This is a genomic window from Burkholderia pyrrocinia, assembly GCF_018417535.1.
GTDB classification, from domain to species: domain Bacteria; phylum Pseudomonadota; class Gammaproteobacteria; order Burkholderiales; family Burkholderiaceae; genus Burkholderia; species Burkholderia pyrrocinia_E.
Map to the genome: position 1 here is coordinate 2,734,864 of NZ_CP070977.1, position 17,821 is coordinate 2,752,684.

23 protein-coding genes are annotated in these 17,821 nt (G+C 67.4%); all 23 read right to left on the reverse strand.

Annotation, left to right across the window (positions count from 1 at the left end):
• Nucleotides 1–49: 49 nt before the first annotated feature.
• The 23 genes from JYG32_RS12650 to thiS all read right to left on the reverse strand — a co-directional run bounded on the left by JYG32_RS12650 (nt 50) and on the right by thiS (nt 17,811).
• A complete protein-coding gene (locus JYG32_RS12650) occupies nt 50–415 on the reverse strand; it encodes a phosphoribosyl-ATP diphosphatase (RefSeq protein WP_006485344.1) in 366 nt (121 codons plus the stop codon).
• A complete protein-coding gene (gene hisI / locus JYG32_RS12655) occupies nt 412–828 on the reverse strand; it encodes a phosphoribosyl-AMP cyclohydrolase (RefSeq protein WP_213263737.1) in 417 nt (138 codons plus the stop codon). The genes JYG32_RS12650 and hisI overlap by 4 nt, the downstream gene beginning before the upstream one ends.
• Nucleotides 828–1,601 carry an imidazole glycerol phosphate synthase subunit HisF gene (hisF, locus tag JYG32_RS12660; protein ID WP_047899625.1) on the reverse strand — a complete coding sequence of 258 codons (774 nt, stop codon included), beginning with the start codon at nt 1,599–1,601 and terminating at the stop codon, nt 828–830. Before hisF ends, hisI begins: the two co-directional genes overlap by 1 nt.
• Before the next feature lie 107 nt (nt 1,602–1,708).
• A complete protein-coding gene (gene hisA / locus JYG32_RS12665) occupies nt 1,709–2,464 on the reverse strand; it encodes a 1-(5-phosphoribosyl)-5-[(5-phosphoribosylamino)methylideneamino]imidazole-4-carboxamide isomerase (RefSeq protein WP_043191766.1) in 756 nt (251 codons plus the stop codon).
• A 163-nt stretch (nt 2,465–2,627) separates the two neighbouring features.
• Nucleotides 2,628–3,269 (reverse strand): imidazole glycerol phosphate synthase subunit HisH, encoded by a 642-nt coding sequence (gene hisH / locus JYG32_RS12670; RefSeq protein WP_174379366.1) that lies wholly within the window; start codon nt 3,267–3,269, stop codon nt 2,628–2,630.
• On the reverse strand, nt 3,266–3,886 hold the full coding sequence (locus JYG32_RS12675; protein ID WP_072443888.1) for a MarC family protein: 621 nt from the start codon (nt 3,884–3,886) through the stop codon (nt 3,266–3,268). Before JYG32_RS12675 ends, hisH begins: the two co-directional genes overlap by 4 nt.
• A gap of 62 nt (nt 3,887–3,948) precedes the next feature.
• Nucleotides 3,949–4,536, reverse strand: coding sequence for an imidazoleglycerol-phosphate dehydratase HisB (gene hisB / locus JYG32_RS12680; RefSeq protein ID WP_011546606.1), 588 nt, complete (start codon nt 4,534–4,536; stop codon nt 3,949–3,951).
• A gap of 65 nt (nt 4,537–4,601) precedes the next feature.
• A complete protein-coding gene (gene hisC, locus JYG32_RS12685; protein ID WP_213263738.1) occupies nt 4,602–5,675 on the reverse strand; it encodes a histidinol-phosphate transaminase in 1,074 nt (357 codons plus the stop codon).
• 138 nt (nt 5,676–5,813) lie between these two features.
• Nucleotides 5,814–7,130: a histidinol dehydrogenase gene (gene hisD / locus JYG32_RS12690; protein ID WP_174379364.1), complete on the reverse strand. Its 1,317-nt coding sequence runs from the start codon at nt 7,128–7,130 to the stop codon at nt 5,814–5,816.
• Nucleotides 7,131–7,154: 24 nt separating this feature from the next.
• Nucleotides 7,155–7,808 (reverse strand): ATP phosphoribosyltransferase, encoded by a 654-nt coding sequence (hisG, locus tag JYG32_RS12695; protein WP_174379363.1) that lies wholly within the window; start codon nt 7,806–7,808, stop codon nt 7,155–7,157.
• Nucleotides 7,805–9,154: a UDP-N-acetylglucosamine 1-carboxyvinyltransferase gene (gene murA, locus JYG32_RS12700; protein WP_174379362.1), complete on the reverse strand. Its 1,350-nt coding sequence runs from the start codon at nt 9,152–9,154 to the stop codon at nt 7,805–7,807. Before murA ends, hisG begins: the two co-directional genes overlap by 4 nt.
• Before the next feature lie 14 nt (nt 9,155–9,168).
• Nucleotides 9,169–9,408 (reverse strand): BolA family protein, encoded by a 240-nt coding sequence (locus JYG32_RS12705; RefSeq protein ID WP_006477131.1) that lies wholly within the window; start codon nt 9,406–9,408, stop codon nt 9,169–9,171.
• A gap of 55 nt (nt 9,409–9,463) precedes the next feature.
• On the reverse strand, nt 9,464–10,303 hold the full coding sequence (locus JYG32_RS12710; RefSeq protein WP_249744539.1) for an ABC transporter permease: 840 nt from the start codon (nt 10,301–10,303) through the stop codon (nt 9,464–9,466).
• The gene (locus JYG32_RS12715) at nt 10,300–11,226 is read right to left on the reverse strand and encodes an ABC transporter ATP-binding protein (protein WP_034189820.1); all 927 of its coding nucleotides are present in this window, start codon (nt 11,224–11,226) and stop codon (nt 10,300–10,302) included. Before JYG32_RS12715 ends, JYG32_RS12710 begins: the two co-directional genes overlap by 4 nt.
• 192 nt (nt 11,227–11,418) lie before the next feature.
• The gene (locus JYG32_RS12720) at nt 11,419–11,694 is read right to left on the reverse strand and encodes an STAS domain-containing protein (protein WP_047899619.1); all 276 of its coding nucleotides are present in this window, start codon (nt 11,692–11,694) and stop codon (nt 11,419–11,421) included.
• Nucleotides 11,691–12,320: an MlaC/ttg2D family ABC transporter substrate-binding protein gene (locus JYG32_RS12725; protein ID WP_174379359.1), complete on the reverse strand. Its 630-nt coding sequence runs from the start codon at nt 12,318–12,320 to the stop codon at nt 11,691–11,693. The genes JYG32_RS12720 and JYG32_RS12725 overlap by 4 nt, the downstream gene beginning before the upstream one ends.
• A gap of 111 nt (nt 12,321–12,431) precedes the next feature.
• A complete protein-coding gene (locus JYG32_RS12730; RefSeq protein ID WP_213265430.1) occupies nt 12,432–13,352 on the reverse strand; it encodes an MlaA family lipoprotein in 921 nt (306 codons plus the stop codon).
• A gap of 31 nt (nt 13,353–13,383) precedes the next feature.
• On the reverse strand, nt 13,384–13,944 hold the full coding sequence (gene mlaD, locus JYG32_RS12735; RefSeq protein WP_174379358.1) for an outer membrane lipid asymmetry maintenance protein MlaD: 561 nt from the start codon (nt 13,942–13,944) through the stop codon (nt 13,384–13,386).
• A gap of 24 nt (nt 13,945–13,968) precedes the next feature.
• Nucleotides 13,969–14,736, reverse strand: coding sequence for a lipid asymmetry maintenance ABC transporter permease subunit MlaE (mlaE, locus tag JYG32_RS12740; RefSeq protein ID WP_213263740.1), 768 nt, complete (start codon nt 14,734–14,736; stop codon nt 13,969–13,971).
• Entirely contained in the window at nt 14,733–15,554 is an 822-nt protein-coding gene (locus JYG32_RS12745; RefSeq protein ID WP_006477138.1) for an ABC transporter ATP-binding protein, read from the reverse strand. Before JYG32_RS12745 ends, mlaE begins: the two co-directional genes overlap by 4 nt.
• Before the next feature lie 84 nt (nt 15,555–15,638).
• Nucleotides 15,639–16,763 (reverse strand): thiamine phosphate synthase, encoded by a 1,125-nt coding sequence (gene thiE / locus JYG32_RS12750; protein ID WP_213263741.1) that lies wholly within the window; start codon nt 16,761–16,763, stop codon nt 15,639–15,641.
• The gene (locus tag JYG32_RS12755; RefSeq protein WP_034183640.1) at nt 16,760–17,575 is read right to left on the reverse strand and encodes a thiazole synthase; all 816 of its coding nucleotides are present in this window, start codon (nt 17,573–17,575) and stop codon (nt 16,760–16,762) included. The genes thiE and JYG32_RS12755 overlap by 4 nt, the downstream gene beginning before the upstream one ends.
• Nucleotides 17,576–17,613: 38 nt before the next feature.
• Nucleotides 17,614–17,811, reverse strand: coding sequence for a sulfur carrier protein ThiS (gene thiS / locus JYG32_RS12760; protein ID WP_027783340.1), 198 nt, complete (start codon nt 17,809–17,811; stop codon nt 17,614–17,616).
• Nucleotides 17,812–17,821 lie beyond the last annotated feature (10 nt).

Below are 17,821 nucleotides of genomic sequence, written 5' to 3' on the forward strand. Positions count from 1 at the left end.
GACAATTCTTACAGCTTACCGCACTGTGGCCGTCCCGCGACAATGCCTGTCACCCGCCGTTTTCCTCGCGCTCGCGACGCTTGCGCAGCGCCTTCTCCTCGATGCCCGACAATCCTTCACGGCGCTCGAGCTCGGCGATCACGTCGGCCGGGCTCAGGTCGAAGTGCGACAGCATCACGAGGCAGTGGAACCACAGGTCGGCCACCTCGCCGACGAGCGCGGTCGGCGCGCCGCCCTGACGCACGTCCTTCGCGGCCAGCACGACTTCCGTCGCCTCTTCGCCGATTTTCTTCAGCACCGCGTCGTCGCCCTTGTGGAACAGGCGCGATACGTACGATTGATCGGGATCGCCGCCCTTGCGGCTATCGATCACGGCCGCGAGGCGCAGCAGCGTGTCTTCGGTCGATTGCGTCATTTGTAGATGTGTTCGGGATCTTTCAGCACCGGTTCGACCGCGACCCAGTCGCCGTTGTCGACGGTGCCCTCGAATTTCTGGAAGAAGCACGAATGCCGGCCGGTGTGGCACGCGATGCCCGACACCTGCTCGACCTTCAGGAGCACGACGTCCTCGTCGCAGTCGAGCCGCACCTCGTGTACGTGCTGCACGTGGCCCGACTCCTCGCCCTTGAACCACAGGCGCTTGCGCGAGCGCGAATAGTAGACCGCGCGCTGCGTCTCGATCGTCTTCGCCAGTGCCTCGCGGTTCATCCACGCGAACATCAGCACGTCGTTCGTCGATGCTTCCTGCGCGATCACCGGCACGAGGCCGTTGTCGTCCCAGCGGACCTTGTCGAGCCACGCGGGCAGGGATTTCGTTTCCGTATTCATCACAGCCTCACCGGGATACCCTGATCGGCCATGAAGCGCTTCGCCTCGCCAACCGTGTGCTCGCCGTAGTGGAAAATGCTCGCGGCCAGTACCGCGTCGGCGCGGCCGTCCTTGATTCCGTCCGCGAGGTGCTGCAGCGAGCCGACGCCGCCCGACGCGATCACCGGCACCGGCACCGCGTCCGATACGCCGCGCGTCAGCGCGAGGTCGAAGCCCGACTTCGTGCCGTCGCGGTCCATGCTCGTGAGCAGGATCTCGCCCGCGCCGAGCTCGGCCATCTTGCGCGCCCACTCGATCGCGTCGAGGCCCGTGCCCTTGCGGCCGCCGTGCGTGAACACTTCCCAGCGCGGCGTCTCGCCGTCGGCCGACACGCGCTTCGCGTCGATCGCGACGACGATGCACTGCGAGCCGTACTTGTCGGCCGCGTCGCGCACCAGTTGCGGGTTCGCGACCGCCGACGAATTCATGCTGACCTTGTCCGCGCCCGCGTTCAGCAGGCGCCGCACGTCCTCGACGGCGCGCACGCCGCCGCCGACGGTCAGCGGAATGAAGACCTGCGACGCGACCGCTTCGATGATCGGCAGGATCAGGTCGCGCTGGTCGGACGTCGCGGTGATGTCGAGGAACGTCAGTTCGTCGGCGCCCTGGTCGTCGTAGCGACGGGCGATTTCGACGGGGTCGCCCGCGTCGCGCAGCTCGACGAAGTTGACGCCCTTGACGACACGCCCGGCGGTCACGTCCAGGCAGGGGATGATGCGTTTAGCTAGAGCCATGATGTTGCGCCAAATGCCGCGCTGGGACGGCCGGTTGCGGAAGCCTCGCGCGAGGCTTCCGGTCGGGGCCGCCTGCGGGCGGCCCCCGGCGAACGGGACAACCGCGCTTACGCGTTGTCGAGTTCGCCGTTCAGTTCGTCCGCGCGCTTTTGCGCGGCCGCGAAATCGAGATCGCCGGAGTAGATCGCACGGCCGCAGATCACGCCTTCGACGCCGTGCTCTTCCACTTCGCACAGATTCTCGATGTCCGTGAGGTTCGACAGGCCGCCGCTCGCGATCACCGGGATGCCGACCGCCTGCGCAAGCTTCACGGTCGCCTCGATGTTGATGCCCTGCAGCATCCCGTCGCGGCCGATGTCCGTGTAGACGATCGATTCGACGCCGTAGTCCTCGAACTTCTGCGCGAGATCGATCACTTCGTGGCCCGTCAGCTTGCTCCAGCCGTCGGTCGCGACCTTGCCGTCCTTCGCGTCCAGCCCGACGATGATGCTGCCGGCAAACGCGGTGCACGCGTCCTGCAGGAAGCCCGGGTCCTTCACGGCCGCCGTGCCGATGATCACGTAGGACAGGCCGGCGTCGAGGTACTTCTCGATCGTCTCGAGGCTGCGGATGCCGCCGCCGAGCTGTACGGGGATTTCGTCGCCGACTTCGTCGAGGATCGCTTCGATCGCCTCGAGATTCTTCGGCTTGCCGGCGAACGCGCCGTTCAGGTCGACCAGATGGAGCCGCCGGGCGCCGAGATCGACCCACTTGCGGGCCATCGCCGCCGGGTCCTCGGAGAAAATCGTGGCCTGGTCCATATCGCCCTGTTTGAGGCGCACACACTGACCGTCTTTGAGATCGATGGCCGGAATCAGCAACATAGCAATCGGGTATCGTCGTGGAAGAAGAAAAGAATCCGGCGCGTACCGGCCAATCCGGTACCGCGCCGTCTCGCTAGTTTAGTACAACTCTTTCGGCGCTTTGGCGCGCGAGCCCCGCAAGACGGGCCTCTCCGGCCCGCCGATTGTGGCACGTATGCGACGTTCACGGTTTCCAGTGTACGAAGTTGCGATACAGACGCAACCCGACCTCCGCGCTTTTCTCGGGGTGGAATTGGGTCGCGAAGAGGTTATCCCGCGCGACCGCGGACGTAAACGGCGCGCCGTATGCCGTTTCCCCGACCGTATGCGCCGGGTTGTCCGGCATCACGTAATAGCTGTGCACGAAGTAGAAATACGCGTCGTCGGGCACGCCGTCCCACAGCGGGTGCGGCTGCGACTGGCGCACGCGGTTCCAGCCCATCTGCGGCACCTTGAAGCGCGAGCCGTCGTCCTGCAGCCGGCCGTCGAGCTCGAAACGCACGACCTTGCCGGGCAACAGGCCGAGGCCCTTCGTGTCGCCTTCGGCGCTCCAGTCGAACAGCATCTGCTCGCCGACGCACACGCCGAGCAGCGGCTTCGTGCGCGACGCCTCGATCACGGCCTCCTGGAGGCCCGATTCGCCGAGGCAGCGCATGCAGTCGGGCATCGCACCCTGGCCGGGCAGCACGACGCGGTCGGCCGCGCGAATCGCGGCCGGCGTGTCGACGATCGCCACGTCGGCGTCCGGTTCGGCCTTCTTGAGCGCCTGCGCGACCGAGCGCAGGTTGCCCATCCCATAATCCACAATCGCAATCGAAGTTTTCATCTCAGTGCAGGCAGTAGCGCCCTCAGTCCATTGACGATGAATTCCACCGCCAGCGCCGACAGCATCAGACCCATCAGCCGCGTGGCGATGTTGATGCCCGTGCGGCCGATCCAGTTCGCGATCGGCTCGGCGAGCCGCATCGCGACGAAACACAGCAAAGCCAGGACCGCGCCGATCGCGACCAGCCCGGCCCGCTCATACCAGTGACGCGAGTTCGCCGCATAGATGATCACCGTGCTGATCGAGCCGGGGCCCGTGAGCAGCGGAATCGCCAGCGGCACGACCGCGATGTTGTCCTTCAACTCGGCCTCGTGGCGCTCCTCCGGCGTCGATCGCGTGTTGCCGATCTGCGCGTTCAGCATGTTGATCGCCATCAGCAGCATGATGATCCCGCCGCCCACTTCGAGCGAGCCGACCGAAATGCCGAAGAAGTCGATGATCTGCTGCCCGAGCAGCGTCGTCACCGTCATCACGCAGAACACCGACACCGACGCGATCCGGATCGTGCGGCGCCGCTCGATGTCCGTCTGCTGCGCCGTCAGGCTCAGGAAAAACGGCACCGCGCCGATCGGGTTGATCAGCGCAAGCAGCGAAATGAACGATTTGAGCAGGTCCATCGCAAGCCGGCGCCGCGCACCGAAGCCGTGAGGTTGTCCTTAGCGTCCGTCCGTTCGGAAGTTCAGAGGCTGCCTTTCGTCGACGGAATCTGCCCCGCCGCACGCTCGTCCAGCTCCACCGCCGCGCGCAGCGCACGGCCGAACGCCTTGAACACCGTCTCGAGCTGATGGTGCGCGTTGATCCCGCGCAGGTTGTCGATGTGCAGCGTGACGCCCGCGTGGTTCACGAAACCGCGGAAGAATTCGATCGACAGGTCGACATCGAACGTGCCGATCCGCGCACGCGTGAACGGCACGTGGAATTCGAGGCCCGGCCGGCCCGAGAAGTCGATCACGACGCGCGACAGCGCCTCGTCGAGCGGCACGTACGAATGGCCGTAGCGGCGGATGCCCTTGCGGTCGCCGATCGCCTTCGCGACGGCCTGCCCGAGCGTGATGCCGACATCCTCGACCGTGTGGTGGTCGTCGATATGCGTGTCGCCGTGCGCTTCGACCTCGAGATCGACCAGACCGTGTCGCGCGATCTGGTCGAGCATATGGTCGAGAAACGGCACGCCGGTGGCCAGCTTCTGCCGGCCGGTGCCGTCGAGATCGAGCTTCACACGGATCTGCGTTTCGCTGGTATTGCGAACGACTTCCGCCACACGCATGGCAATTCCTTGATCGAGTCTGATGTAAATGGGGATTGATCGTCGCGCGCCGCCGCGCCCTGGGCTCAACCGGGCAGCGCGAGTTTCAAAGCGGCCAGCAGGCGGGCGTTTTCGTCGGGAGAACCGACGGTCAGCCGCACGCATTCGGCCAGTAACGGATGCATTTTACTCACGTTTTTGACCAGCACCCGCTCGGTGAGCAGCGCGTCGAACACGGCAGCCGCATCCGGCACCCGCACCAGCAGGAAATTGCCGGCGCTCGGGAACACCGTCGCGCCCGGCAGCGCGGCCACGGCCTGCGCGAGGCGCGCGCGTTCCGCGCGCAGTTCGGCCGCCTGCGCGTCGAGCACGTCGAGGTGGTCGAGCAGGAAATCGGCGGTCGCCTGGGTCAGCACGTTGATGTTGTACGGCGGGCGCACCTTGTCGAATTCGGTCAGCCACGCGTGCCGCCCGACGAGATAGCCGAGACGGATGCCCGCGAGGCCGAGCTTCGACACCGTGCGCATCACGACGACGTTGTCGAACTCGGCGGCGCGCGGCAGCCACGAGCGCTCCGCGAACGGCTGGTACGCCTCGTCGATCACGATCAGGCTGTGCCGCGCGGCCGCGACGATCCGCTCGACGTCGGCATCGTCGTACAGCGTGCCGGTCGGGTTGTTCGGGTAGGCGAGATAGACGATCGCCGGCCGGTGCTCGGCGATCGCCGCGAGCATCGCGTCGACGTCGAGCGTCAGGTCGGCCTTCAGCGGCACGCCGACGAATTCGAGCTGCGCGAGCTTCGCGGACAGTTCATACATCACGAAGCCCGGCACCGGCGCGAGCACCTTCGCGCCAGGTTGCGCGCATGCGATCGAGATCATGCTGATGATTTCGTCCGACCCGTTGCCGAGCAGCACGTCGCATGCGGCCGGCACGCCCATCGCATGGCGTATCTTGTCGAGCAGCGCGGCCGGGCGCGGCGCCGGGTAGCGGTTCAGCGCGACCTGCGCGAGCCGCTCGCCGAGCGCCGCGGCGAGCGGTTCGGGCAGCGGATACGGGTTCTCCATCGCATCGAGCTTCACGAACCCGCTCGCGTCCGGCACCGGGTAGCTCGTCATCGCGAGCACGTCGCGGCGAATGATGTCTTGTGGCGTTGTCATGGTCTCAAGCCGGCGTGCGTCGCGCCGGCATCAAATGGTCGGCAAGGCGGCGGCTGCCGCCCTGCGCTGCGTCTCCTCGGCCGGGGCCCGGTGCCGGCCGCCGCAGCGCCCGCCCCGGCCCCGCGCAGAACGCGCGGGTCACCCCTTCATCCGGAACTCGGCGCTCTTCGCGTGCGCATGCAGCCCCTCGCCGTACGCGAGCTCGGATGCGATCTCGCCGAGCGTCTGTGCGCCTTCGGCGCTGACTTCGATCAGGCTCGAGCGCTTGATGAAGTCGTACACGCCGAGCGGCGACGAGAAACGCGCGGTGCGCGACGTCGGCAGCACGTGGTTCGGGCCCGCGCAGTAGTCGCCGAGGCTCTCGCTCGTGTAGCGGCCGAGGAAGATCGCGCCCGCGTGGCGGATCTGCTTGCCCCATTGCTGCGGCTCCAGCGCCGAGATTTCGAGGTGCTCGGGCGCGATGTCGTTCGCGATCCGGCATGCCTCGGCCATGTCGCGCACCTTGATCAGCGCACCGCGGCCTTCGAGCGACGCGCGGATCACGTCCTGGCGCGGCATCGACGGCAGCAGCTCGTTGATCGCCTTCTCGACGCGCTCGAGGAACGCGGCGTCCGGGCACAGCAGGATCGACTGCGCGAGTTCGTCGTGCTCCGCCTGCGAGAACAGGTCCATCGCGACCCAGTTCGGATCGGTCGTGCCGTCGCACAGCACGAGGATCTCCGACGGCCCTGCGATCATGTCGATGCCGACCGTGCCGAAGACGCGGCGCTTCGCCGACGCGACGTACGCATTGCCGGGCCCGCAAATCTTGTCGACGGGCGGCACCGTCGCCGTGCCGTACGCAAGTGCGCCGACCGCCTGCGCGCCGCCGATCGTGAACACGCGATCGACGCCGCCGAGCAGCGCCGCGGCGAGCACGAGGTCGTTCTTCACGCCGTCCGGCGTCGGCACGACCATCACGATCTCGCCGACACCCGCGACGCGCGCGGGAATCGAGTTCATCAGCACCGACGACGGATATGCGGCCTTGCCGCCCGGCACGTACAGGCCGACGCGGTCGAGCGGCGTGACCTTCTGGCCGAGCACCGTGCCGTCGCTTTCCGTGTACTGCCAGCTATGCGTGCCGCACTCGATCTTCTGCTTCTCGTGGTACGCGCGCACGCGCGCCGCGGCCGCTTCCAGCGCCGCGCGCGCCTTCGGCGCGAGGCCGTCGAGCGCCGTCTGCAGCGCTTCCTGCGGCAGTTCCAGCGCGGCGACGCTGTCCGCGCTCAGCCGGTCGAAACGGTTCGTGTACTCGAGCACCGCGGCGTCGCCGCGCGACTTCACGTCGGCGAGGATCTGCGCGACCGATTGCTCGATCGCTTCGTCTTCGCTCGCCTCGAACGCGAGCACCGCGCGCAGTGCGGCGCCGAAGCCTTCGTTCGTCGAATCCAGCTTGCGGATGGTGATGGCCATGGGAGTTCCGTTACGGTGATGCGCTCAACCGCCATTCTGCGACGCGCGTTCGAACGCGTCGAGGATCGGCTTGAGCGCCGCGCGCTTCAACTTCAGCGCAGCCTGGTTCACGACGAGGCGCGACGAGATCGCCATGATCTCCTCGACCTCGACCAGATTGTTCGCCTTCAGCGTGCCGCCCGAGCTGACGAGGTCGACGATCGCGTCGGCCAGGCCGACCAGCGGCGCGAGTTCCATCGAGCCGTACAGCTTGATCAGGTCGACGTGCACGCCCTTCGCGGCAAAGTGCTCGCGCGCGGTTTCGACGTACTTCGTCGCGACCCGCAGGCGCGCGCCCTGGCGCACCGCGTTCGCGTAGTCGAAGCCGGCCGGCACGGCCACCGACATCCGGCAGCGCGCAATGTTCAGATCGATCGGCTGGTACAGGCCCGAGCCGCCGTGCTCGACCAGCACGTCCTTGCCGGCCACGCCGAAATCGGCCGCGCCGTATTCGACATAGGTCGGCACGTCGCTCGCGCGCACGATGATCACCCGCAGGTTCGGGTCGGTCGTCGGCAGGATCAGCTTGCGCGACGTTTCCGGATCCTCGGCCACCTGCACGCCGGCTGCGGCGAGCAACGGCAGGGTTTCCTCGAAAATCCGGCCCTTCGACAGGGCGAGGGTCAGCTGCGCGCTCATGCTTGGCTCCCGGAGAGGCGGCGCACGTTCGCGCCGACGGCGGTCAGTTTGGCTTCCATGCGGTCGTAGCCGCGGTCCAGGTGATAGATGCGGTCGACGAGTGTTTCGCCGTCGGCACGCAGCCCGGCGATCACGAGGCTCGCCGACGCACGCAGATCCGTTGCCATCACGTTCGCGCCCGACAGCTTCTCGACGCCCGTCACGAGCGCCGTGTTGCCGTCGATCGTGATGTTCGCGCCGAGCCGGTTCAGCTCCTGCACGTGCATGAAGCGGTTTTCGAAAATCGTTTCGACGACCTGCGCGGTGCCCGTCGCGACCGTATTGAGGGCCATGAACTGCGCCTGCATGTCGGTCGGGAACGCCGGGTATTCCGACGTGCGGATCGTTACCGCCGACGGCCGGCGGTCCATCTTCACGCGCAGCCAGCTATCGCCTTCCTCGATCGACACGCCGGCTTCGCGCAGCTTGTCGATCACCGCGTCGAGGATGTGCGGGCGCACGCCCGTCAGCATCACGTCGCCGCCCGCCGCCGCGACCGCGCACAGGAACGTGCCGGCCTCGATGCGGTCGGGGATGACCGAATGGCGCGCGCCGTGCAGCCGCTCGACGCCCTGGATCACGAGGCGATCGGTGCCGATGCCGTCGATTTTCGCGCCCATCTCGACCAGCAAGTGCGCGAGATCGCTCACTTCCGGTTCGCGGGCCGCGTTCTCGATCACCGTCTCGCCGTCCGCGAGCGTCGCGGCCATCAGCAGGTTTTCCGTCCCCGTCACCGTGATCATGTCGGTCACGATGCGCGCGCCCTTCAGGCGCTTCGCGCGCGCTTCGATGAAGCCGTGCTCGATGCTGATCTCGGCGCCCATCGCCTGCAGGCCCTTGATGTGCTGGTCGACCGGACGCGCGCCAATCGCGCAGCCGCCCGGCAGCGACACCTTCGCCTCGCCGAAGCGTGCGAGCAGCGGCCCGAGCACGAGGATCGACGCGCGCATCGTCTTCACGAGCTCGTACGGCGCCACGAGGTTGTCGACGCGCGACGCGTCGAGCTGCACGCGGCAGCCGTCGGTCTCGCTCTTCACGCCCATCTGGTTCAGCACCTTCAGCGTGGTGCGTACGTCCTTGAGGTTCGGCACGTTGTCGAGATCGACCGGATCGGCGGTGAGCAGCCCCGCGCACAGGATCGGCAGCGCGGCGTTCTTCGCGCCCGACACGACGATCTCGCCGGACAGGCGGCGGCCGCCTTCGATCGCGAGCTTGTCCATCCCATGTCCGTGCGATTCCCCGTTGGCGGCCGGGTGTGCCGTGGCGACGCTCTGGACGGCGTCGCGCTCGTTGACGGTGACTTGCACTCAGTGATTTCCGGTTATGCGTTCTGCCATTCGGCGGGCGTCAGCGTCTTCATGCTGAGCGCGTGAATTTCCTGCTTCATGCGATCGCCGAGCGCCGCATAGACGAGCTGGTGCCGCTGGATCGGCCGCTTGCCTTCGAAGGCCGCCGACACGATCGTCGCGAAGAAATGCTGGCCGTCGCCTTCGACTTCCAGATGCGTGCAGGCGAGACCGCCGGCGATGTATTGCTTGACCTGTTCGGGAGTCGGCAACATGGTGTAAGGCTCCTGTCGGCGCGCGCCGCCCCGGGGCGGCCGCTGCCTGTCGATATCAATGACGCAGTTTGTAGCCGGTCGCGAGCAGCCGCATCGCGATCATCGCGAGCAGCACGAAGAAACCGGCAACGATCGCGAGGCTCGCGAACGGGTTGATGTCGGACGCGCCGAAGAACCCGAAACGGAAGCCGTCGATCATGTAGAAAAACGGATTGAGACGCGAGATCTCGCGCCACACGGGCGGCAGCGAGTGCGTCGAATAGAACACACCGGACAGGAACGTCAGCGGCATGATCAGGAAGTTCTGGAACGCGGCTAGCTGGTCGAACTTCTCGGCCCAGATTCCGGCGATCAGGCCGAGCGTGCCGAGGATCGCCGAACCGAGCAGCGCGAACGCAATGATGAACAGCGGCGCCGCGAAGTGCATCGGGATAAACCAGATCGTCACGACGAACACGCCCGTGCCGACCGCGAGCCCGCGCACGACGGACGCGAGCACGTACGCGCCGAAGATGTCGCGGTACGACAGCGGCGGCAGCAGCATGAACACGAGGTTGCCGGTGATCTTCGACTGGATCAGCGACGACGAGCTGTTCGCGAACGCGTTCTGCAGCACGCTCATCATCACGAGGCCCGGCACGAGAAAGCTCACGTACTCGACGCCCGGATACACCTCGACGCGGCCCGACAGCGCGTGGCCGAAGATCGTCAGATACAGCAGCGCCGTCACGACGGGCGCGAGCACCGTCTGGAACGACACCTTCCAGAAGCGCAGCAGTTCCTTGTAGAGCAGCGTTTGAAAACCGCTTCCCGGCACTCGCCGGGCCGCCCCAAGAGTGCCGGGCGCCCCCTCGGGGGGCAGCGAACGCAGAGAGCGTGGGAGTTCTTGTTTCATGCCAAACCCTCGATCACCTCGGCCCCGTTCATCACCTGGACGAACACATCCTCGAGGTCGGCCTTGCGGACCTCGATCTCGTCGAACGTGCAGCCCGCGGCGCGGCACTGCGCGAGGATGCGTTCGACATCGTCGTAGCTCGTAAGGCGCAGCAGGTGCTCGCCCGGCGCGCGTGCGGCCGGATCGGTCTCCAGCCCGCGCAGCTCGGCCGGCAGCGCGCCGGTCGCCAGGCGCAGATAAAGCTGCAGCCCGGCGAAGCGGCGCAGCAGCGCGTCGGTGCGGTCGAGCGCGACCACTTCGCCACGACGCAGCATCGCGATGCGGTCGCACAGCGACTCGGCTTCCTCGAGGTAATGGGTGGTCAGCACGATCGTGTGACCCTCGCGATTCAGGCGCGAGATGAATTTCCACAGCGTCTGGCGCAACTCGACGTCGACGCCGGCGGTCGGCTCGTCGAGCACGATCACGGGCGGCCGGTGCACGAGCGCCTGCGCAACCAGCACGCGGCGCTTCATCCCGCCCGACAGCGCGCGCATGTTCGCGTCGGCCTTCTCGGTGAGGTCGAGATTGGCCATCACTTCATCGATCCAGTCGTCGTTGCGCCGCAGCCCGAAATAGCCGGACTGGATCCGCAGCGTCTCGCGAACGGTGAAGAACGGGTCGAAAACGAGTTCCTGCGGCACGACGCCGAGTGCGCGACGCGCACCACGGAAGTCCTTGACGACGTCGTGGCCGCGCACCGAGATACTGCCTTCGTCGGCCCGGGCGAGCCCGGCGAGGATACTGATGAGCGTGGTCTTGCCTGCGCCGTTGGGGCCGAGCAGACCGAAAAACTCGCCTTCCTCGACCGACAGGCTGACGCCCTTGAGCGCCTGAAGCGACTTGTAGCGCTTCTTGACGTGACGGATTTCTATGGCTGACATGACTGTGCGCGACGCAATGGCCGCGACGCCTATTCTGTGCTTGCTGCGAAAGAAAATGGGGGCCGCACGCCGATTGGCTGCCCCGCAAAACGCTTGATTATAGGGCAAACCGGCTGGTGGAGCCGACGCAGAAGGCGCGCGGCCTGAAGCTTGCGCACGCTGGCTGGCGCGGCAGGCTCCGGTCGGACAGGGTCAATGTCGCCCGGTGCCGTCGATGAGCGCGTCGACGCCGTAGGCGCGCGCGAGGCTGGCAAGCTTCGGAGGAAGATTGAGGATGTCGAGGGTCGCGCCGCGCGATTTGGCGGCGCGTTGCCATGCGAGCAGCACGGCGAGCGCGGACGAGTCGAACTGCGTCAGCGCCGCGCAATCGACGGCGGTCGCCCCCGCGTCGACGCGCGCAAGACCGTCCGCGAGCGCGGACTTCGCGCTCGCGACGGTCAGCGAGGAGCCGGCTTCGAAGCCGCTCACGACGCCTGCTTGCCGGCGGCAAGTTGCTGGTTGCGCTGCGTCAGGAACTGGATCAGGCCGTCCACGCCGCTTTGCTGGATCTTCTCGTTGAACTGCTGCTGGTACGTCTGGATCAGCCACGCACCGAGCACGTTCAGGTCATACACCCTCCAGCCGTTCGCCGACTTGTACAGGCGGTAATCGATCTGGACCGGCTGGCCGTTGTTCATCGCGACCGTCTTGACCACGACATCGGTATCGGCCGGATCCGCACGGAACGGCGGGTACTGGATCTGCTGGTCCGGCTTCAGTTGCGCGAGCGCACCCGAATACGTGCGGATCAGCAGCAGCTTGAACTGCTCCTGAACCTGCTGCTGCTGCTCGGCCGTCGCCGTGCGCCAGTTGCGGCCCATCGCGAGCTGCGTGGTGCGGCGGAAATCGGTGTACGGCAGGATGTCCTTGTTGACGATCGTAATGATGCGGTTGGTGTCGCCCTGCTTGATCGTCTGCGCCTTGACTTCGTCGAGCACCTGCTGCGTCGCCGTCTTGATCAGCGCCTGCGGGTTCGACTGGTCGACTTGCGCGTGAGCTGCGCTGCCGAACGAGAACAGCGCCGCGAAAACCGGGATCAGGAACAGTTTTTTCATCATAGTGGCCTGCATGAATGAGTCGATGCGGAGGTTGGAGCAGGTAGCTTACGCGCAAGTTCGCCTACGCTACCGACTGAATCGTTTCTGGCTGTAACGAATGTAATTCCGTCAGTGCAGCCGGATGCTCGGGAAGCGGAACCCGCCCGGCGACGGCGGCGCCACCTGCATCGGCGGCACGCTCGTTTCGCTGGCCGGGTTCGGCGAAACGGCCGTGCCCGACGCCGGCGCGGCAACCGCCGCGCCCGATGCACCCGCCGTACCGGCTGCCGCCGGTGCCGCGCCGTCGTCCGGCAGGTCGTACTTCGGCAGCGCGTCGTTGCTCGCCGTCGAGCCGGCTTCGCCGCGCGCGTTGTCGATCAGCATCTGGCGGCGCTGCAGGTACGCGTTGCGCACGAACGAATACTTGTCGAGCGCCGCGGCATTCAGCACGTCGCCCGCGCCGAGCAGGTTCGCGCGCGTATTGACGAGGTTCACGCCGAACAGGCCATAGCCCACGCCGTCCGGCTTCACATAGGTCAGAGGATTGCCGACGTAGTCGACGCCGAGGCCGGCCGTGTCGCGCAGCGTGCTCGGGCCGAGCAGCGGCAGCACGAGATACGGGCCCGACGGCATGCCGTAGCGGCCCATCGTGATCCCGAAGTCGGCCGTGTGCTTCGGCAGCTTCGCGATCGTCGCGACGTCGAACAGGCCGCCGACGCCGAACACCGTGTTGATCACGACGCGCATCAGGTCGCCGACGCCGTCCGCGATCCGCAACTGCACGATGTTGTTCGCCGCGATGTAGACGTCGCCGATGTTCGAGAAGAAGTTCGTCACGCTGTCGCGCACCGGCTGCGGCACCACGTACTGGTAGCCCTGCGCGACCGGCTTCAGCGCGTACGTGTCGACGGTGTCGTTGAACTTGTACATCGTCCGGTTGAAGCCTTCGAGCGGATCGCCCTTGGTCGGCGTCTGCACGGTCGCGCAGCCGCTCAACGCGGCGACTGCCGCCACCGCGAGCGCGGCGTGCCTGATGCGGATCGTCTGCATGGTCATTACCCTCTTGTATGCTCTCGTGTGGTTATTGGGCTGCCGAACCGGACGCGGCGGCCACGGCGGACGCCGGCGCCGCCACCGCTGCGGGCGCGGCCGACGCGCCGGATGCCGGCTTCGCGCCGCCCGCATCGGCGGCCTTGCTGTACAGGAACTGGCCGATCAGGTTCTCGAGCACGATCGCCGACTGCGTCATCGTGATCGTATCGCCCGCCTTCAGCATTTCCGTGTCGCCGCCCGGATCGAGACCGATATATTGCTCGCCCAGCAGGCCCGACGTCAGGATCTTCGCCGACGAATCCTTCGGGAACGGGTACTGGCCGTCGACATCGATCGTCACGAGCGCCTGGTAGGTGTTCGTATCGAAGCCGATCGACTTCACGCGGCCGACCACGACGCCGGCACTCTTCACGGCCGCGCGCGGCTTCAACCCGCCGATATTGTCGAATTTCATCTTCACCGCATAGGTCGGCTGAAACGACAGCGAGCTCATGTTGCCGACCTTCAGCGCCAGGAACAGCACCGCAAGGAAGCCCACCACCACGAACAGGCCGACCCAGAAGTCGAGAGCAGTCTTTTTCATCGTCATCCCAAAATATGGCTTGGCTGAGGCTTAGCTGAACATCAGCGCGGTCAGCAGGAAATCGAGGCCGAGTACGGCGAGCGACGCGAACACGACCGTCTTGGTGGTCGCGCGCGACACGCCTTCGGGCGTGGGCTTCGCTTCATACCCCTGAAACAGCGCAATGAAGGTCACGGCGAACCCGAACACGATGCTCTTCAGCACGCCGTTGCCGACGTCGGCCCAGACCTGGACCCCGCCCTGCATCTGCGACCAGAACGCGCCCGGATCGACGCCGATCAGCACGACGCCCACGATATAGCCGCCGAGCACGCCGACCGCACTGAAAATCGCGGCCAGCAGCGGCATCGTGATGATCCCGGCCCACATGCGCGGCGCGATCACCGTCTTGATCGGGTCGACCGCCATCATCTCGAGCGCGGTGAGCTGCTCGCCGGCCTTCATCAGGCCGATCTCGGCCGTGAGCGACGTGCCCGCGCGCCCCGCGAACAGCAGCGCGGTGACGACGGGCCCAAGCTCGCGCACGAGCGACAGCGCGACCAGCAGGCCGAGCGCCTGCTCGGAACCGTAGCGGTTCAGCGTGTAATACCCCTGCAGGCCGAGCACGAAGCCGACGAACAGCCCCGACACGGCAATGATCACGAACGAATAGTTGCCGAGGAAGTGGATCTGCTTCGTGACAAGCCGCGGCCGGCGCAGCAGCGGGAAGAATTCCAGCACGAGGCGCACGAACAGGCGCGTGCCGTAGCCCGCGCGCACGAGGCCGCCGATGACGTAACGTCCGATCGCGCTGATCATGCGCGCCCTCCGCCGAGCCCGAAATCCGCTGCGAGCGGCGGGCTCGTGTAATGAAATTTGAACGGGCCGTCCGGCGCGCCGTCGATGAACTGCCGCACGCTCGGGTCGGTCGACGCGCGCAGCTCGTCGGGCGTGCCCTGCGCGAGCACGCCGCCATTGGCCAGAAAATACACGTAGTCGGCGATCGCGAACGATTCCGGCACGTCGTGCGTGACGAGGATCGACGTCGCGCCGAGCGCCTGGTTCAGCGTGCGGATCAGGTTCGCGGTGATGCCGAGCGAGATCGGATCGAGGCCCGCGAACGGCTCGTCGTACATGATGAGCTGCGGATCGAGCGCGATCGCGCGCGCCAGCGCGATGCGGCGCGCCATCCCGCCCGACACCTCGGACGGCATCAGGTCGCGCGCGCCGCGCAGGCCGACCGCGTTGAGCTTCATCAGCACGAGGTCGCGGATCAGGTCTTCGGGCAGGTCGGTGTGCTCGCGCAGCGCGAACGCGACGTTCTCGAACACCGACATGTCGGTGAACAACGCGCCGAACTGGAACAGCATGCCCATCTTGCGGCGCAGCGCATACAGGCCGTCACGCGTTTGCGCGCCGACATCGGCGCCGTCGAACAGCACCTGGCCGCGGCGCGCACGCACGAGGCCGCCGATCAGGCGCAGCACGGTCGTCTTGCCGCAACCCGACCCGCCCATGACCGCGACGACCTGCCCGCGCCCGAAGCGCAGGTTCAGGTTGGACAGGACGAGGCGGTCGCCGTAGCCAAAGTCGACGTCGCGAAGTTCCAGCAGGGTCTCGGTAGGAGTGGGGCTCACGGAGCTGGCAGTCCTTATACGCAGAACGCCGAATTATAGGGCCTGCATTGGAATGATGTCGTGACGCCTTTCCGGGCCTTGCGGTCAATGATTGTCAAATTGCCCGGGAAAACATTGCTGCAGCGCAATAAGCGCAGCCCGATAGTCGGCCGCGGCCGTGACCGCACTGACCACCGCGACGCTGCCAACCCCCGTCGCCAGTACGTCCGGCAGCGCGTCGAGCCCGACCCCGCCGATCGCGACGAGCGGCGCCCGCGCGCCCGCGAAGCGCGCGTAGCGGGCGATCCGTGCGAGGCCCTGCGGCGGCGCAGCGACGGCCTTGGTCGCGGTCGCGTACACGGGGCCGAGCGCGAGATAGCTCGGGCGCTCGTGCAGCGCCCGCAACATTTCGTAATACCCATGGCTCGACAGCCCGAGCCGCAGGCCCGCGCGCGCGATCGCGGCCAGATCGGCCGTTTCGAGATCCTCCTGGCCCAGATGAACGCCGTACGCGCCTTCATCTGCAGCGATTTGCCAGTGATCGTTGATGAACACGCGCGCATCGGGATAGCGGCGCCCGGCCGCGACCGCACGCGCGATTTCCCGGCGCAACGCGTCCGGCGTCGCGCCTTTCACGCGCAGTTGTACGGTCCGCACGCCGCAATCGAGCACGCGCTCGACCCATTCGGCATCCGGCACGACCGGGTAGAGGCCGAGCTGCGCGGGGCATGGCGCGAACGCGGGCTCGGGCGCGGCCGGCAGCCCGGCGACGCGCGGAAACCGCGTGGCATCGACCGGCCATGCGTCGTCCGCGCGCGTCTCGTCGCCGTCGCACCATGCCAGCGCGAGCACCAGCGCGTCGACCGGCGCGAAACCGCAATCGAGGAAGGCGGCGAGCGCCGCGATCCAGTCGTCCGCGAGCGGATGCGCGGCTTCGAGCGCGTAGCGCGCGCCCGCCGCATGCAGCACCGCGCCCTGCTCGTCGAATTCGATCGCGACCGCGTCCGGCGAAGCCGGCCGCGACGCGGCCGACGCGCGCGCCAGCGCGGTACGGTCGCCGGCCGAGACGATCAGCACGTCGCCGTCGGCCGGCGCGTCGGGCGCCGCCACGCAGAGCCGCCACGGCGCCGCGCCGCCCGGCCAGTCGCCGAGCCGTGCGCGAATCCGCTCGGCCGCTTCGGCCAGTTCGTCGGCCGGCGGCCAGAACGTATCGGCGAAGCGCGCGCTCATGCGCCGCCCCCGTCCTGGTGCCAGAACGGCATCCCGACGACCGGCGTGCTCGCGTGCGCGGTCTCGCGCGCGTCCATCGGCCCGGCGAGATACGCGGCGCGGCCGGCCTCGACGCCCTGCGCAAAGGCGCGCGCCATGATCTCCGGATGCGTGGCCTGCGATACGGCCGTGTTCAGCAGCACGCCGTCGAAGCCCCATTCCATCACCTGGCACGCGTGCGACGGCACGCCGAGCCCCGCATCGACGATCAGCGGCACATCGGGCAACCGTTCGCGCAGCACGCGCAAGCCGTACGGGTTCACGACGCCCTTGCCCGTGCCGATCGGCGCGCCCCACGGCATCAGCGCCTCGCAGCCGACATCGAGCAGGCGCCGGCCGATCACGAGATCCTCGGTGCAGTACGGCAGCACCTTGAAACCGTCCTTCACCAGTTGCGCGGCGGCCTCGATCAGCCCGACCGGGTCGGGCTGCAGCGTGTAGTCGTCGCCGATCAGCTCGAGCTTGATCCAGTCGGTGCCGAATACCTCGCGCGCCATGTGCGCGGTCGTCACGGCCTCCGCGACGGTCTGGCAGCCGGCCGTGTTCGGCAGCAGCGGCACCGCGTGGCGCTTGAGCAGGTCGAAGAAGCCGGCTTCGGCCGTGCCGCCCGTCATCTGGCGGCGCAGGGCGACCGTCACCATCCCGGGGCGCGACGCGGCGATCGAATCGGACAGCGACTGCAGCGACGGATAGCGCGACGTGCCGAGCAGCACGCGGCTTGCGAAGGTTTCGCCGTACAGCGTCAGCGCGTCGGCGGATGTGAGGGACGTCATGTCGTTTTCCTGGAAGAGCGGGGACGAACCGGCGGCGCTCAGCCGCCCGCGACGGGGTGCACGACGTCGAGCTTGTCGCCCGCCGCGAGCGCGCGCGCCGCATGCTGCGTGCGCGCGACGAAGTTGCCGTTCAGCGCGACCGCGTACGGCGGACGCGCGCCGTACGCGGCGAGCGCGTCGGCCACCGTCGCGCCGTCGGGCAGCGTCAGGGTCTGTTGGTTGATCTGGATATCCATGAGGCTTCGT